Below are 16260 nucleotides of genomic sequence, written 5' to 3' on the forward strand. Positions count from 1 at the left end.
CGACCCGAATCCGGTTTCGCGGGCAATCCAATAGGGGGATTTCATGCGTGCTCTTGGCTATTTCGCTGCCATATTGTGTGCGGGCCTGGTCGGCGGGTGCGGTGGTGAGGCGCCGAGCCCCGCCGCCGATCGGGCCGCGGACACCCCCGCCCCGTCCGGCGTCGCCTCGGCCACCCCGATCCCCGGCGGCCGGCCGTACACGGCTCAGGACTTACGCGGCGCGCTCCTCGGCGAGGTGCCGGGGCTGCGCCGGGCGTACGGGCCGGAGGCCGGACTGTACGGCGCGCTGCGCGCGACCCGCCTCGGCAACGAGGCGATGGCCAAGGCGGAGTTGAACAAGCCGCAGTGCCGCAAGATCGGGCAGATCGACCCCACCTCCGTACACGTACGGAACTCTCCGGCGGCAGTGATCGTTTTCGGCAAGGAAGGGTTTTCGCTGACCGAGGCGTTGATCGCCCTGGCGCCGGAGGAGGCGGTCAAGCCGTTTGAGGTCAAGGCTCCACGGGAGTGCTCCGCGTATCGGGCGAGGGTCGGAAAGGCGAACTTTTCCTATCTGACCCGTGAAATGGCGCTGGAAAAGCTGGGCGATGGATTCCAGGGCTATCTCACCCGGGCCACCGGCGAGGGGTACGACCTGCAGATCGGGACGGCGACGGTCCGGCACCGTAATGTCATTGTGAGCCTGCTTGTCGTGGGAAAGGAGGTCGGGGAGAAGACCGTCCGCAAGTATGCGGAGGAGGCCTATCACAAGGTAAGCCGTACCCTTAGATAGCCAAATCGCCCCATAGGGCGGCAATCTCCTTAGCTATCCCACGCTGAGCGGTATGCATTCCCCGGTTTAACCAGGTGTCTTCCCACTGGCGTGCTTTCGGGTTATCTGGTCTCTGACTCCCCGTGTTGAACTACCGGTTCTCCTTGCCCGCCGTGTCGTCAGGTCGGCACCGGATATGAAGCGACCCCGCCCCTTCCCGGGCGGGGGCCATCGATGTCAGTCGCGTTTCCCGGTGCCGCCACACCACCGGCACGTTCCCCACCACTCCTTGACGACGGTGGCGGTCTCGCCGTCCTTGTTCTCGCGGACCCGCTCCCGCTGCTTGATCCTGCCCGCGCCCTTGCACTGTCGGCACTCCGGCCGCCCCTCGGTCATAGCCCACCCCAGACGTCGACCTGGCTCGGTTTTCCGGAATCGGTGACGGGAGCGGAGAACTGCGGGCGTCCGACGACTACGGCCTGGGAGACGCAGTAGGGGCACACGCGGTGCGTGGGGTGGCCGTCCGGCGGGTCGGTGACGGTGTAGCCCTGCGAGGCGCGGCGTGAGGCTTGCCGGTCCCATTCGTCGAGCTGGGCTTTTCCACCGGGTGGCGAAACGGCGATGTGGACGACTTTCCCTGCGATCTCCGGCATGCCCCTCCTCGGACCGCCCCGGCTACGGGGGATTCCACGTCTTCTTCCTGCCCTGGCTCTTCGGGCCCGGCCGCCGCGCATGCGGCGGCCACATCCTCGGGCTCACCCTGACCATAGCCTCCAAAAGCGTTATCGCCTGGGGATGGGATCAAATGCGCATTGAGCTGGTGTGCACCCACCGATCAGATGGGGCAACTCACGCTTTTACCGGTTAGGTGGCCTACATTGTGTTGATCTCAGGCGTACAATATTCAGCTATACGGGGATAACGTGAGCCAGTCACCCCTGGATCGGCTCATCGCGGGATCTTTGGGATGTCCGTCTCACCTGGCATCGGAGGAAAGCACCTCCAGGTGGGGTTCGCGGACGCTCCCGGTGAACTGGGGAAGTGAGAGGACACAGGTGGTCGGCAGGCAGGGCAGGGTTACCGGCAGGATCGGTCCAGGTCTTGTCGGGGAGGTGATGATCCCGATCCGCGGGGGTGTGGAGGCCTTCTACGCCCATCCGAGTGTTCCCACCGAGGAGATCCCGGTCGGGTCCATCATCGTCGTGGTCGAGTACTTCGCGCCCCGCACTGTCTATGTCGCACTGGCGGTCGTCTAGTCGCGTTCTGGCTTCCACAGCTTGCTCAGCAAACCGCCTAGACAACTGCAGAGGGCTCTATGGGCATAACCCTGATTATCGGCCTCGTGGTCGCGGCCATCGTGCTGATCATCCTGTTCAGGATGATCTGGCGGATCGCGGAGCCGAACGAAGCTTTGATCATTTCCGGCCTCGGCGCCCGCGGCGGCAACAGGGCCGACGGCGTAGACAGCCTCGGATTCAAGATCGTCACTGGTAAGGGCACCGGTGTCCTGCCCGGGTTCCAGACCGCCAGGCGGCTCCGGCTGGACAGCAGAGCGGCCAACCTCCAGGTGTCCTGTGTGACCAACCAGGGCATCCCGGTCAACGTCCGCGGAGTGGTGATCTACAAAGTCGGGGACGACCTCGTCTCCATCGCCAACGCCGCACGCCGCTTCCTGGATCAGCAGGACTCCATGGACGGCGCGATCCACGAACTGTTCACCGGCCACCTCCGCTCGATCATCGGCAACCTCACCGTCGAAGACCTCATCCTCAACCGGGAACGGCTCACCAGCGAAGTCCGCGGCAGCGCCGCCGACGAGATGAGCAAACTCGGGCTCATCGTCGACTCCCTGCAGATCCAGGAGATCGACGACACCACCGGATACATCACCAACATGGGCAAGCCGCACGCCGCCCGGGTCGCGGCCACCGCCCGAATCGCCGAAGCCCAGCGAGACCAGGAGGCCACCGAAGCCGAGCAGGTCGCCGCGGCGCTGAAGGCGGCGGCCGTACGGGAAAGCCAGATCCAGCAGGCCGGCTTCCAGGCCGACATCGACCGCGCCTCGGCCAAGTCCAAGCAGGCCGGTCCGCTCTCCCAGGCGACCGCCCGCCAGGAGGTCGTGGTCCAGGAGACCAAGGCCGCCGAACTCGAAGCGGACCTCGCGGAGAAGCAGCTCCAGTCCCAGGTGCGCAAGCCGGCGGACGCCCGAGCCTACGAGACGGTCACCCTCTCCCAAGCCGAGCGGGACGCCCGAATCGCCCAAGCCGAAGCCGAAGCCAGGGAGACCGAACTGCGAGCCGTGGCCCAGGCGTCACAGGTACGGCAGGCGGCCCTCGCCGACGCCGAAGCCACCAAGGTCCGCGGCGACGCCGTGGCCTCGGCCACCCGGGCCAAAGGCCTGGCGGACGCCGAAGCGGCCAAAGCCCGCGGTCTCGCCGAAGCCGACGCGGCCAAGGCCAAAGGCCTCGCCGAAGCCGAGGCGATCCAGGCGAGAGCGGACGCCCTCGCCCACAACCAGGAAGCGGTCATCGCCCAGCAGCTCGCCGAGAACTGGCCGCAGATCGTCGAAGCCGGTGCGAAGGCGTTCGGAAACGTCGACCACATGGTCGTCCTGAACGGCGCCCAGGGCATCGAGGAAATGCTGGCCAAAGCCCTCACCCTCGGCGGCACCGGCCTGGGCCTCGCCCGCTCCATACTCTCCGGCGCCAACGGCACCAACGGCTCCACCCCCGACGCCCTCAAGAAAATAGAAGACCTCAAAGCCTGACCTGTACGGCGCATCGCCGGAAAACCCACTTACCTAATCGGCCCGGCTCACTTAGAGCCGGGCCACTTAGTTAATACGGTCGGGGTGACTACAACGCGCCCTAGATCATTACGTGGTTTTCCGGGCGGCCGATGAAGGAGAAGCGGCCGTTGCGGGTGAGTTTGTGTTCGTCGGCCTGCCAGGTGTGGGCGGCTCGGTCGGCGGCGCGCATGTAGACGAAGTTGAAGCGGTCGGTGGAGTAGATGCGGACGCCGTCGGCCTTGAGTCGGCGGACCAGACGGGTGTCTTCGCCCTTGGTGACGTCTTCGAAGGGTGTGGCGAGGAAGAGGTCGCGCTTGGCGAGGAAGGTTCCGCCGTTGAGCAGGTGGGTGTAGCGGTGTTCGAAGTCGGGGAAGCGGAGTACGGTCGCGCCGTTCCCTTCGAAGTAGGTGTAGTGCGCGCCTTTTCCGACCATTTCAGCGTCGCTGTACTGGAAGGCGAAGATCATATCGGAGAGGTAGTGCTCGCCGTAGAGGTTGTCGTCGTCCCACTTGGTGACCAGGTCGCCGTCGGTCCGGGAGATGCCGAGGTTGAGGCAGGCGCCGAGGGAGAGGGTCTTGTCCGCGGGGAGCACGACGACGTTCTCGACTCCGGCGGCCCGTGCCTTGTCGGCCACGGTTTCGGGGGCGAGGTCGAGCCCGTGCAGGACGATGACGAGCTGGGGCTGGAGGCGCTGCCGGGCGACCTGGGAGATGGCGTGCTCGATGTGGGTTTCCCGGTTGGTCGGCAGGACCGCGGAGACGCTGCGGGTACGCGGTTCGACAAACCGGCCGAGGGTGGTGAGCACCTGGTCGACCCGGTGGGAGAACGTGTGCTTGGTGAAGACCTCGCGGAGCGCCAGCTGGCCTTGGCGGGCCCGTAGCTCGGGGCTGTTGATCAGGTAGAGGGCGTGGTTGTACGCCTCTTCGGGGTCCCTGGCGATGGGGATGAGGTCGCCGAAGGTCTGTTCGATCGCCTTGGAGTGGCCGGAGAGCACGGTGGTGGAGCAGGCGGAGAGCTCGAACACCCGGCGGGCGCACATGGTCGGCGAGTCGATGACCGAGTTGACGTTGAGGAAGACCTTGTACATCTTGTAGGCCGCGAGCATCTGCTCGTACGGCAGTTCGCCGACGATGTGCGGGCGGTACTGCTCGGGGTAGGCGTACTGTTCCCCCGCTTTGTCGTTGCGGGCGAAGATGTGCAGGCCGAGTTCCCGGATCGGCTCCAGGATGGTGTCCATCTGCTCGCGCCGCTCGGGGTGCTTGTCGCGGAAGTACATCCCGGCGAAGACGACGTCGTGGATCCGGCCTTCGCCGATGGAGACGGGGTTGTGCACCCGGGGCTGTGCCGCGAACTGCAGCACGTCCACCCGATCATGTCCCAATATTTCCTTGTACTTCGGGACGCAGTCGCCGTCGCAGGTGAACACGAAGTCGAACAGCTTCGCGGTGTCGATGAACTTGTCGAAGTTCGGCGGGTCCTCCTTGTTCCAGAAGACCGTCGGGATCAGCCGCTCCTTGCAGTAGGCGATCAGATCGCGCAGCTCCTGCTTGGGGGCGTTCGTCCCGGTCATCTGGTACTGCCAGCGCCCGTCGTTCCCCCACCACGCGGACTCGACGAACAGGATCTCCGGCTGCTCCCGTTCGAGCACTTCACGCCAGTCCTTGACCCCGAACTCGATCTGCTCCCACTCGTAGCGGAACGCCATTTTGGAGAAGGCGTCCAGGATCACCGCGACCCGCAGGCCCGGCCGGACGATCGGGCCGGCCGGCCATTCGACCTCCGGGATGATCACCGTGGGGGCGACCGCCCGCCGGGCCGCCGCGGCGGCGCTCTTGGTCTGCGGGCGGGCGGGGGCGGGCTTGCGCTTCAGCGCTCCGGCGAGGGTACGCGGCAGCCGTACCAGGCCTTTCGGGCGTTTGGCGGTCCCGGCGGCCTCGGCGAGCCGGAACATGCGCCTGGCTTTGGTCGACTCAAGCTGCCAGGTCACATAGTCGGCGCGGGCGGTCTCCTGGGCGAGCTGCTTGGTCAGCTCCTTGATCTGAGCCTCGTACCGTTCGACGCGCTTGCTCTCCTGAGACATCTGGTTCGCCTCGGAGAGCCACTGCTCGTTGGGGTCCGCCATGGTGCCTCAGCTTTCGTTGTTACTCAGCCAGTTGACAATGACCCGGGCGATCCGCGGCCCGGATTTGCCGTCCCAGAGGGGCGGGAGCTCGCCGCTCGGCGAGCCGAGGTCGGAGCCGGAGAGCGCCTTGGCGGCGGCAGCGGGCAGGGTGGCCGGGGTGACGAGCCGGTTGGTGCCGTGGGTGATCGTCACCGGCCGTTCGGTGTTGGGCCGGACGGTGAGGCAGGGGACGTCGAGCATCGTCGTCTCCTCCTGGACCCCGCCGGAGTCGGTGACGACGAGCGCCGCGCCCCGGACCAGGGAGAGGAAGTCGACGTAGCCGAGCGGGTCGACGATGTCGAGGTCGGCGGAGGGCACGAGCCCCGCTGCGGCGAGCCGGCCGCGCCCGCGCGGGTGGAGGGGGACGACGAGGGGGATGAGCCGGCTGACCTCGAGCACGGCGTCGACGAGTTCCCGTGCGGTTTCGGGGTCGTCGACGTTGCCGGGGCGGTGCAGGGTGGCGACGGCGTACTTGGCCGGGGTCCCGAGTCTGGCTTGGATCGGCGCCGGGTCGAGGCGGGGCAGGGCGGCGAAGAGGCTGTCGATCATCGGGTTGCCGACGAGGTACACCTTGGCCGGGTCGGCGCCTTCGGCGGCGAGGTGCGAGAGGGCGTCGGGGCTGGTGGCGAAGAGCAGGTCGGAGAGGGCGTCCACGACGACCCGGTTGACCTCTTCGGGCATGGTCCGGTCGAAGGAGCGCAGCCCGGCTTCGACGTGCGCGGTGGGGATGTGCAGTTTGGCGCAGACGAGGATCGCGGCGAGGGTGGAGTTGACGTCTCCGTAGACGACGACGAGCCTCGGGCGCAGCTTCTCGACGACCTCTTCGAGTCCGGTGAGGAGGGCCGCCGTCTGCCGGGCGTGGCTGCCGGAGCCCACGCCGAGGTTGGCGACCGGCTCGGGGAGCCCGAGGTCGGCGAAGAAGACGTCCGACATGAGGGTGTCGTAGTGCTGTCCCGTGTGGATGATCCCTTGACGGACCCCCGCGTCGGCCAGCGCGCGCACCACCGGTGCGGCCTTGACGAAGTTGGGTCGTGCTCCGAGCACGTGCAGGACGAGTCCCGTGTCGTGGCTTGCCGGGACGTTGCTGGCTCCGTCCATGGTTCTAGGACCAGGCCTTTCACACGTAGGAGAGACAAACGGGTCCTATGGTACGGTCAGCCCGTGGTCTCTGACGCCAGCCGACCACGGTCCCAGTCGGCTCGCGCCGGTCTGAGTGGATTCCTCCGGGGTTGGCTCCAACATCCAGTCATTGTGTCGAAAGTTATCCTCGCGCGCCTGCGAGCCGACCCGATTCGGGTCGCCGAAGTCGCCGTGGAACGACTTCCGGCCCGTCCCCGGGCCCTGGCCAACGCGGTGGCCGCGCGTCCCGCCGTACGCAAACTCGCCCGCCGGGTCGAGGGGCCGCTCCCCAAGGCGCGGGCGACCTTCCAGGCGGGGCACTACAGCGAGGCGATCGAGCAGCTGAAGCCGTACGCCCGCAACTCCTTCGTCCGGCGCCGGATGGCGCAGTACGCGGGCGAGCTGGCCAGCCTGTCGGCGCAGCCGATCCCGCCCGGCCCCTCCGTCGAGGTCGTCCCGGTGCCCGGCCGGGTGCTGCACTGCGTCACCAACGCGCTGCCGTACACCCAGGCCGGATACACGGTACGGACGCATCGCATCGTCACCGCGCAGCAAGCCGCCGGTCTGGACCCGCACGTGGTGACGAGCTGGGGCTGGCCGATGCTCCAGGGGCTCTCGGCGGACGCCCCCGCCTCCGAGGAGATCGACGGCATCCCGTACCACCGGCTGCTCCCCTCGGGGCAGGTGCCGGAGGAGAGCCGGGGGCGCATGATCCGCGGCGCGGAGGAGGTCACCCGGCTGGCGCAGCGGATCCGTCCCTCGGTGCTGCACGCCGCGACCGACCACCGCAACGGCTCGGTGGCGCTCGCCGTCCGGGAGCGGACCGGCATCCCCTTCGTCTACGAGGTGCGCGGTTTCCTGGAGCAGACCTGGCTGTCCCGGTTCGGTGACGCGGCGGCGGACACCGAGCGGTACATCCTGCAGCGTGAGCGCGAGGCGCAGGTCATGCGGTCGGCGGACGCCGTGGTCACGCTGGCGGAGACGATGCGGGAGGAGATCGTCTCCCGTGGGGTGCCCCGCGAGCGGATCTTCCTCGCCCCCAACGCGGTCGACTCGGCGCTGCTGTCCGCCGCACCCGACGGGGCCGGATTCCGGGAGCGGTACGGCCTGCGGCCGGACGAGGTTGTCGTCGGCTCGGTGTCGTCGATCGTGGCCTATGAGGGGTTCTCGGTCCTGCTTGAGGCGGTGGCGCTGCTGCGGGATCAAGGTACGCCGGTCCGTCTTCTCCTGGTCGGCGACGGGGTGGAGCGCCCCGCGCTGGTCCGGCGGGTCCGTGAGCTGGGACTCGGGGATCTGGCGATCCTGCCCGGCCGGGTCTCCCCGGAGGAGGCCCTGCAGGCGCAGGCCGCGCTGGACGTCTTCGTCACGCCCCGCCTGGATCTGCGGGTCTGCCGGTTGGTCACCCCGTTGAAGCCGGTCGAGGCGATGGCGCTGGGACGGCCGGTGGTGATGAGCGATCTGCCCGCGCTGGCCGAGCTGATCGGTGGTTCGGGGGCTGGGCTGCTGGTGGCGCCGGGGGATCCGGCGGCGCTGGCGAAGGGGATCGCCGAGCTCCGGGACGATCCGGACCGGCGGCGGGCGATGGGCGAGGCGGGCCGGGAAGAGGTGTCCGTGCGCCGTACCTGGGACCGTTTGGCCGAGACGTACAGGGATGTCTATTCATCTGTTATTAACCTGTGACTACCCCTGGTTAGTGGGTGGTCTAGTTAGTTCGGATGGGATAAATCGCAATAGGCGTGGCTAGTGGCGACTTGAGATAGCCTTTGCGACCATGAAGTGTTCTTTCCGTCTCACCCAGTCTGTCTCGTGACAGGGTCGATCATGGTGCCGCAGGGCGGGCCGGAAGAAGAGGTGACCGTGCCGGACCATCAGGGTGAGGCGACGGACGCCGGTGGAACCAGACGTTACGACCTCGCGGTCATCGGACTTGGTTACGTCGGAATGCCGTTGGCCAAGGAGGCCTGCGCGTCGGGCCTGCGCGTCGTCGGCGTCGACGTCGACCCAGCGAAGATCGAATCTCTCAACGCAGGACGCTCGTACATCGACGACCTGACCGATGCCGACCTCGACGCGATGCTCGGCAGCGGCTTCACCGCCACCGCCGACGACTCCGTGATCGCGCGGTCCGAGGCCGTCGTCATCTGCGTGCCCACCCCCCTGGACGAAGACCACCGGCCGGACCTGTCCGCCGTCCGCGGGGCGTCCGCCGCGGTGGCCCGCAACCTGACGTCGGGCTCCCTCGTGGTGCTGGAGTCCACCACCTGGCCGGGTACCACCGACGAGGTCGTACGCCCGATTCTGGAGCAGTCCGGGCTCAAGGCCGGCGCCGACTTCCACCTGGCCTTCTCCCCCGAACGGATCGACCCGGGTAACCCCAAGTTCGGGCTGAGCAACACCCCCAAGGTCGTCGGCGGCTACACCGACACCTGCCGCGACCGCGCCTCCGCCTTCTACGCTCGCTTCGTCGAGCGGGTGGTGCCGGTGAGCGGCACCCGCGAGGCCGAGATGGCCAAGCTGCTGGAGAACACCTACCGGCACGTCAACATCGCCCTCGTCAACGAGATGGCGATCTTCTGTGACGAGCTGGGCATCGACCTGTGGGAAGCGATCGAGGCGGCGGCGACCAAGCCGTTCGGCTTCCAGAAGTTCCTGCCGGGGCCGGGCGTGGGTGGCCACTGCATCCCGGTCGACCCCTCCTACCTCTCTTATACGGTGCGCAAGCTCGGCTACCCGTTCCGGTTCGTGGAGCTTGCGCAAGAGATCAACGAGCGGATGCCGTCGTACGTGGTCAACCGCGTGCAGCGCCTGCTCAACCGCGAGCGCAAGGCGGTCAACGGCTCGCGCGTCCTGCTCCTCGGCGTGACCTACAAGCCCGACATCGCCGACGAGCGCGAGACCCCGGCCGTCCCGGTCGCGCGGGTGCTGCGCGAGCTCGGCGCCGAGCTGGTGTTCGCCGACCCCTACGTCTCGTCGTGGGCGGTCGACGGAGTTCCCGTACCCCGCGAGGAGGATCTGGCCGTCGCCGTGGAGTCGGCGGACGTCACCGTACTGCTCCAGCAGCACGCCGCCTTCGACCTGTCCGTGGTCGAGGATCGGGCGCGGCTGGTGCTCGACACCCGTGGCGTGCTCGCTGAGGCCGTACACATCGAACGGCTCTAGGAGTCCCTTCGTGCGCGTGCTCGTCATGACGGTGGTCCATCACCCGGAGGACGCACGGATCCTGCATCGGCAGATCCGTGCGATCGTCGATGCCGGTCATGAGGTCACGTACGCTGCGCCGTACACCGCGCGGGGGGTGGTTCCGCGCTCGTGGGTCACCGGCGTGGACCTGCCGCGGGCGGCGGAACGCAAGCGTCTGACCGCCATCAGGGCCGCCCGGCGGCTCTTCAAACGGATGCGGGACGAGGTCGACATCGTCCTCATCCACGATCCGGAGCTGCTGCTCGCCGTCGTCGGGGTGAAGAACCGGCCACCGGTGGTGTGGGACGTCCACGAGGACACCCCGGCCACGCTGTCGCTCAAGCCCTGGCTGCCGTCGATCTTCCGGCCGCCCGTCCGTTATTTCGCCAGGTCGCTGGAGGCCGCGGCGGAGCGGCGGCTGCACCTCATCCTGGCCGAGACGGCGTACGCGAGCCGGTTCCGCAAGCCGCATCCGGTGATCCCGAACGAGACCTGGGTGCCCGACCACGTCTCCCCGCCCGGGGACGACCGGGTCGTCTACCTGGGCTGGCTCTCCCACGCGCGGGGCGTGCACGAGGCGGTCGAGGTGGCCCGCCTGCTGCAGCCGCATCGGATCGCGGTCGAGCTGATCGGGTACGCCGACCCGCAGACCCGGCCGCTGCTCAAGGACGCGGTCGCCGCCGGCCTGCTGGAGTGGCGGGACTTCATGCCGAACGACGAGGCGCTGAAGCGGCTGGACGGCGCGCTCGCCGGCCTGTCGCTCCTGCACGACGAGCCGAACTACCGGCACTCGATGCCGACCAAGATCGTGGAGTACATGGCGCACGGGATCCCCGTCATCACGACGCCTTCCCCGCGCGCCGTCGAGCTGGTCGAACGGTACGGCAGCGGCGTGGTCGTGCCGTGGCGGGATCCGGGGGCGGTGGCGCAAGCCGTACTCCGCCTGCACGAGGACACCGGGGAGCGGCGGGCTCAGGGGCAGCGGGGCTACGACGCGGCGCGGGCATACCACCACTGGCCGAACTCGGCCCGTCGATTCGTCAGGGAGCTGGAATCGTGGGTGGCGAAGCCTGGGGTCTGATCTTTAGCCGCGTTCGCGGCGATTGGCCGGTAGGGTCCACCTTGTGCGTGGACTGAGACCGACTTTAATCGCGCTTATATTGGCCTCGGTCATCATCACGGCGGTGGCCGTGATCACTCTCGTCGTCGACGACGGCGTCCCCGCGGCCGACCGGACCCCGAGGCCCACGGCCGCCCCCGTGGCGACCCCGAGTCCCACCGCCTTCACCGACCCCTGCGGGACCTTCGACACCGCGGTGGTGAACCCGTATCCGGTGACCGGGTACTGGCTGATCCCCTCCAAGGACCCGTGCACCTGGCGGAAGCAGCTGGAGCAGATCCACCGGGTCGGCGGGGACACCGTGATCCGGCTCGGCATCTCGATGTCGCCGCGGTTCGTCGACAACGACGGCCGGATCCGGGATGACGCCGGTGAGAACGTGGACGACCGCTACGCCACCTGTGTGGAGGACGGCAAACCCTGTGTGGCGGCCGCGGAGGATCAGCTGCGGGCGGCCCACCGCGACAACCGGATCACCCAGACCTACGTCTACCGGACGGACGAGGCTTTCGGCGAGACCATCCTGCGGTGCCCGCCGTACGACAAGGTGGTCAAAGCCGGGAAATACATCTTCCACCGGCTGCTCGTCCCCGAGGACGGATCCGACGACTCCTCATGCAACGGGTACGAGCGCGGCAAGCGGTACCACCTCATCCTGATCAGAGGGGTGGAGCGGGACAGCCTGACCGAACTGCTCGACCTGGCGGACCGCTTCCGGATGCAGATCTTCCCGGCGCTGCCTGTGCCGCCCCGCGACCCGGCTCAGCAGGTCCGTGCCGACCCCCGGCACATCCCCGCCCTAACCACGCTGACCCGGCGGATCATGCACGACTACCAGCAGCGTTTTTCCGGGCGGAACTCCCTCGGCGGCTTCTACCAGTCATTCGAGGTCCAGCTGCGCGCCTGGAAGGACCCGGCGAGCAACCGCACCCTCGAGGTCTACCGGGAGCAGCACGAGATCGTCCGCCAGGAGATGCCGGACAAGAAAATCCTGATCAGCCCCTATCTGGATTCCCGCAAACGGGTTGCCTTCGGCGCTCCGCCGGAGGAGGCGCGGGCCGGGTTCAAGGCCATCGCCGAAACCGGGGTGCACATCATCGCCCCCCAGGACGGCAGGGGCACCGGCAAGGGCGCCCTGTTCTGGCCGAACGAGGGCGGCCGGGCCGTCGACCAGCGGCTCCGGCCGGTGGTGGGGGAGAGCACCAACAGCACCGCGTACCACGCCTCCACCCGGGAGCACTTCGCCCAGATGGCCGAGGCCCGGGACGAGCTCGCGGCGGCCGGCAAGAAGGTGGAACTCTGGGCGAACGTGGAGGCGTTCGAGCCGTCCGGGGTCGAAAGGTGCAGCAAGACCGGGACGCGGGGCCGTACCGACAAAGCACGCCTGGATCAGGCCGTGATGTTCGTCGGCCCTCATGCCAGCAAGATCATCTCCTACATGTGGAGCGACTTCTTCACCTGCCGGGGCAGCCACGAGGCGACCCTGGCGCAGGAGGTCGCCGCCGACTGGGACCAGCCGATCGTCCTGCAGGCCGTGCGGCGGAGCCGGGACATCCAGGACGGGGTGCTGATCCAGGGGTACGGGCTCACCAACGCCACGGTGACGATCACCTGGCCGGGGCAGCCGGCGCCGAAGGTCGTCGACGTGGGCGGGCAGGGATGGCACGATCGGACCCAGGTCCCGGGTCTGCCGGCCAGGGTCGAGTCGATCTGGGTCCCGTTGAACTGGGCGGAGATCCCGGTCGGAGAGTGGATGGCGATCTCGGTGGTCAACGGTTCGCAGAAGAAGAGCGCCAACCCCTACCAGCTCGTGGTCCCACCACGGTGACCGCGATCTGCGACCTGGCGGTTCGCCGGGAAGGCGTCCGGGCGGGGCTCGGGGAGTGTAGCGTGCGGACCATGGTTCCGCGGATTCCGGTCAGCGTCGATCTCGTCGTCCTCACCGTCCGCGAGCAGCAGCTCAGCGCACTGGTCTGGAAGCGGGACCGGTCGCCGTACGCCGGCTGCTGGGCGCTGTCCGGCGGCTTCATCCACCTGGACGAGGATCTGCCCGCCGCCGCGGCGCGGGTCCTCGCCGAACGCGCCGGACTCGCCGACGCGCCCGTCCACCTGGAGCAGCTGCAGACGTACGGATACCCGGATCGGGACCCGCGCCAGCGGGTGGTCAGCGTCGCCTACCTGGGACTCGCCCCGGACCTGCCCGCGTCCACCGAGGCGCACATGAGCTGGCAGGCGGTCGCCACCCTGACGGAGATGGCCTTCGACCATCGGCGGATCATGCTGGACGGGATCGAGCGCGCCCGGGCCAAACTGGAGTACACCTCGCTCGGCGCCGCGTTCTGCCCGTCCTCGTTCACGGTCGCGGAGCTGCGGCGGGTCTACGAGATCGTCTGGGGTCGCTCGCTGGACCCGCGGAACTTTCACCGCAAAGTCACCAAGGCATCCGGCTTCCTCGTTCCCACCGGCGCGACGACGATCAAGGACGGCGGCCGGCCCGCGCAGCTCTACCGCCGGGGCGACGCCGAGCTCCTCCATCCCCCGATGCTCCGCCCCGGAGCCCCCGGTCGCATCCCCGAGGTGCACTGACGCCGGTACGGCGGCTCCGCGGCCTCGCCCGTACCGGCGGGCCGGGTGGGGACGGCTCGTGCGGATGTCCCGGTACGGCGCCTTGCGGCCCGAGGCCGTCAGAAGCGGCGTGCTCCCACGGTGTGGTAGCGGGCGGCTCGCTTCGGCGCCTTGGGGATGACCAGCCACATGATCAGGTAGATGACGAACTGGGGGCCGGGGATGATGCAGGAGAGCAGGGCGAGCAGTCGTACCGTCGTCGGACGCATGCGATAGCGTTCCGCTACTCCGCCACACACCCCGGCGATGATCCGGTGCTTTCTCGATCGATGCATGGACAACCTCCTCTCCCCCCAAGCTATGTGGTGGATTAGCCCGATTTTTCAGTCTTTTGGGTGTTTCGCCTCCTCCTGGAGGAGTACGGGGGGAACGCCGGTTAAAGTGAATGGGCGGTGCCACCGGTAAGGCACAGAATCAGTGGAGGACAGCGGGAAATGACACCTCGGTTCCGCGAAACTTTGGACGCTCTTCCGGCCTACAAGCCCGGCAAGACGGCGACGTCGCCGGAAGGCAGGTCGTTCAAACTTTCGTCCAACGAGTCGCCGTACGACCCGTTGCCCGGCGTCGTCGACGCGGTGGCCGCGGCGGCGCGGGAGATGAACCGCTACCCGGACGCGGGAGCGGTACGGCTCACCGAGGCGATCGCGGAGCGCTACGCCGTACCGGCCTCGCATGTGGCGCTGGGGCCCGGCTCGGTGACGGTCGCCCAGGAGCTCTTCACGACCGTGGCGGAGCCGGGCGCCGAGGTGATCTACGCGTGGCGCTCGTTCGAGGCGTATCCGCTGCTCTGCGCGCTCGCCGGGACGACGGCGGTCCAGGTGCCGCTGCGGGACGAGGCACACGACCTGGACGCGATGGCCGACGCGATCACCGACCGCACCAGGATGATCTTCGTCTGCAACCCCAACAACCCGACCGGCGTGGCGATCCGCCGTCAGGAGCTGGAGGCGTTCCTCGACCGCGTGCCGGAGAACGTGCTCGTCGTCCTGGACGAGGCCTACCGCGAGTACGTCCGCGACGCCGAGGTCCCCGACGGGCTCACCCTCTACCCCTCCCGCCCCAACGTCGCGGTGCTCCGCACCTTCTCCAAGGCGTACGGCCTGGCGGGGCTGCGCGTCGGCTACCTGATCGGGCACGAGCCCGTGGCGACCGCGGTCCGCAAGACGACGGTGCCCTTCGCGATCAACCGCCTCGCCCAGGCGGCGGCCGTGGCGTCGCTGGCCGCCGAGGCCGAGCTGTACGAGCGCGTCGAGACCGTCGTCAAGGAGCGCGACCGGGTCCGGCAGACCCTGCTCGCCCAAGGATGGACCGTGCCGCCCACCGAGGGGAACTTCGTCTGGATCCGGCTGGGCGCCGACTCGGCGGCCTTCGCCGCGAGCTGCGCCGAGTCCGGGGTCGCGGTCCGGCCGTTCGACGGCGAGGGGGTCAGGATCTCCATCGGGGACGCCGAGTCCAACGACGTCTTCCTCGCGGCGGCCCAGGACTTCCCCTTTCGCCGCTGAGGTCAGCCGGAGTCCACGTCGGCCCCCGCCAGGGCCGGCGTGACCCGCCCTCCGTTCGGTTGGCGCAGCCGTTCGGTGGAGACCACCAGGCCCACCCCGAGCAGGATCACGACCCCGGCGCCGAGGATGACCGGGGTCACCGGTTCGCTCAGGATGAGGACGCCGAGGAGTACGGCGACCGCCGGGTTGACGTAGGCGTAGGTGGAGACGAGGGAGATCGGCGCGTTCTCCAGCAGCCACACATAGGACGTGAAGGCGATGAGCGAGCCGAAGACCACCAGGTAGGCGAGCCCCAGCCAGGACGCGGTGGAGAACTCGGCGAGGTTCAGCCGTTCGCCGAAGATCAGGCCGCCCACCGCCAGCCCGAGGCCGCCGGCGAGCATCTCGTAGGTGGAGGCGGCGAACGGATCCCGCGGCATCGGGACGCGGCCGGAGAAGAACGAGCCGATCGCCCAGGAGAACGAGGCGAACAGCACGACGGTGACGCCGAACGTGGAGGTGGCGGCGGTGTCGCCGTCGCCGAAGGTGAGGAGGGCGACTCCGCCGAATCCCACGAGCACGCCGGTGAGGGTGAGCAGGTGCGGCCGGTCCCGGGCGATCACCCGGAAGACGACGAGCCAGAGCGGCATGGAGGCGACCAGGAGCGCGGCCAGGCCGGAGGAGATGTACTGTTCCGCGACGGACACCAGGCCGTTGCCGGTGGTCAGCAGGAGCAGCCCGATGAGCGCGGCCCCGCCGAGTTCCCTGGGGGTGACCCTCAGGATGGAGCCCCGTCCGCGCAGGAACAGGATGAGCGCCAGCACGGCGGCCGCGCTCAGGAAGCGCAGGGCGCCGCTGAGCAGCGGTGGCATGGTCTGGATGACGATCGCGATGGCGAGATAGGTCGAGCCCCAAATCACGTAGACGATCGCGAGTAAGCCCCACGTCACAAGCGGACGCGGGGCCGATCTGATGTCAGCTGCATTTGAGGCCATGACTCATGACAATTCATGGCCGTTTTTCCATATTCCCAAA

General features: G+C 68.5%; 15 protein-coding genes. 9 read left to right on the plus strand and 6 right to left on the minus strand.

The window, feature by feature from the left end; genetic code table 11:
- Positions 1-43: 43 nt before the first annotated feature.
- The gene (locus RUR_RS35845; RefSeq protein ID WP_283139675.1) at positions 44-772 is read left to right on the plus strand and encodes a hypothetical protein; all 729 of its coding nucleotides are present in this window, start codon (positions 44-46) and stop codon (positions 770-772) included.
- Positions 773-988: 216 nt separating this feature from the next.
- Here RUR_RS35845 and RUR_RS35850 read toward each other — a convergent pair whose 3' ends face one another.
- Positions 989-1147 carry a hypothetical protein gene (locus RUR_RS35850; protein ID WP_283139676.1) on the minus strand — a complete coding sequence of 53 codons (159 nt, stop codon included), beginning with the start codon at positions 1145-1147 and terminating at the stop codon, positions 989-991.
- Entirely contained in the window at positions 1144-1404 is a 261-nt protein-coding gene (locus tag RUR_RS35855; protein ID WP_283139677.1) for a hypothetical protein, read from the minus strand. The genes RUR_RS35850 and RUR_RS35855 overlap by 4 nt, the downstream gene beginning before the upstream one ends.
- A gap of 402 nt (positions 1405-1806) precedes the next feature.
- Between RUR_RS35855 and RUR_RS35860 the strand changes: the two genes are divergently transcribed.
- Together RUR_RS35860 and RUR_RS35865 are read left to right on the plus strand one after the other, a co-directional pair.
- Positions 1807-2007, plus strand: a complete 201-nt coding sequence (locus RUR_RS35860) for a hypothetical protein (protein WP_487250727.1) — start codon at positions 1807-1809, stop codon at positions 2005-2007.
- A 59-nt stretch (positions 2008-2066) separates the two neighbouring features.
- Complete coding sequence (locus RUR_RS35865; protein WP_283139679.1) at positions 2067-3518, plus strand: flotillin family protein; 1452 nt, start codon at positions 2067-2069, stop codon at positions 3516-3518.
- Positions 3519-3618: 100 nt separating this feature from the next.
- Here the strand turns inward: RUR_RS35865 and RUR_RS35870 are convergent, their stop codons facing one another.
- Both RUR_RS35870 and wecB read right to left on the minus strand, forming a co-directional pair.
- Positions 3619-5661, minus strand: a complete 2043-nt coding sequence (locus RUR_RS35870; protein ID WP_283139680.1) for a glycosyltransferase family protein — start codon at positions 5659-5661, stop codon at positions 3619-3621.
- A gap of 6 nt (positions 5662-5667) precedes the next feature.
- Entirely contained in the window at positions 5668-6798 is a 1131-nt protein-coding gene (wecB, locus tag RUR_RS35875) for a non-hydrolyzing UDP-N-acetylglucosamine 2-epimerase (RefSeq protein WP_283139681.1), read from the minus strand.
- Between the two features lie 153 nt (positions 6799-6951).
- Between wecB and RUR_RS35880 the strand changes: the two genes are divergently transcribed.
- From RUR_RS35880 to RUR_RS35900, 5 genes are all read left to right on the plus strand, one after another.
- Positions 6952-8499, plus strand: a complete 1548-nt coding sequence (locus RUR_RS35880) for a glycosyltransferase family 4 protein (RefSeq protein ID WP_283139682.1) — start codon at positions 6952-6954, stop codon at positions 8497-8499.
- A 126-nt stretch (positions 8500-8625) separates the two neighbouring features.
- On the plus strand, positions 8626-9978 hold the full coding sequence (locus RUR_RS35885; protein WP_283139683.1) for a nucleotide sugar dehydrogenase: 1353 nt from the start codon (positions 8626-8628) through the stop codon (positions 9976-9978).
- Positions 9979-9988: 10 nt separating this feature from the next.
- Complete coding sequence (locus RUR_RS35890; protein ID WP_283139684.1) at positions 9989-11080, plus strand: glycosyltransferase; 1092 nt, start codon at positions 9989-9991, stop codon at positions 11078-11080.
- A 103-nt stretch (positions 11081-11183) separates the two neighbouring features.
- The gene (locus RUR_RS35895; RefSeq protein ID WP_283139685.1) at positions 11184-12947 is read left to right on the plus strand and encodes a DUF4434 domain-containing protein; all 1764 of its coding nucleotides are present in this window, start codon (positions 11184-11186) and stop codon (positions 12945-12947) included.
- Positions 12948-13018: 71 nt separating this feature from the next.
- A complete protein-coding gene (locus RUR_RS35900; protein WP_283139686.1) occupies positions 13019-13705 on the plus strand; it encodes an NUDIX hydrolase in 687 nt (228 codons plus the stop codon).
- A 98-nt stretch (positions 13706-13803) separates the two neighbouring features.
- Here the strand turns inward: RUR_RS35900 and RUR_RS35905 are convergent, their stop codons facing one another.
- Entirely contained in the window at positions 13804-14019 is a 216-nt protein-coding gene (locus RUR_RS35905) for a PspC domain-containing protein (protein WP_283139687.1), read from the minus strand.
- 159 nt (positions 14020-14178) lie between these two features.
- On the opposite strand from RUR_RS35905, the gene hisC reads away from it, so the two are divergent.
- Complete coding sequence (hisC, locus tag RUR_RS35910; RefSeq protein WP_283139688.1) at positions 14179-15246, plus strand: histidinol-phosphate transaminase; 1068 nt, start codon at positions 14179-14181, stop codon at positions 15244-15246.
- Between the two features lie 2 nt (positions 15247-15248).
- Here hisC and RUR_RS35915 read toward each other — a convergent pair whose 3' ends face one another.
- Positions 15249-16175 (minus strand): EamA family transporter, encoded by a 927-nt coding sequence (locus tag RUR_RS35915; RefSeq protein ID WP_283139689.1) that lies wholly within the window; start codon positions 16173-16175, stop codon positions 15249-15251.
- Positions 16176-16260 lie beyond the last annotated feature (85 nt).

Source organism: Rhizohabitans arisaemae (genome assembly GCF_025996515.1).
GTDB classification, from domain to species: domain Bacteria; phylum Actinomycetota; class Actinomycetes; order Streptosporangiales; family Streptosporangiaceae; genus Rhizohabitans; species Rhizohabitans arisaemae.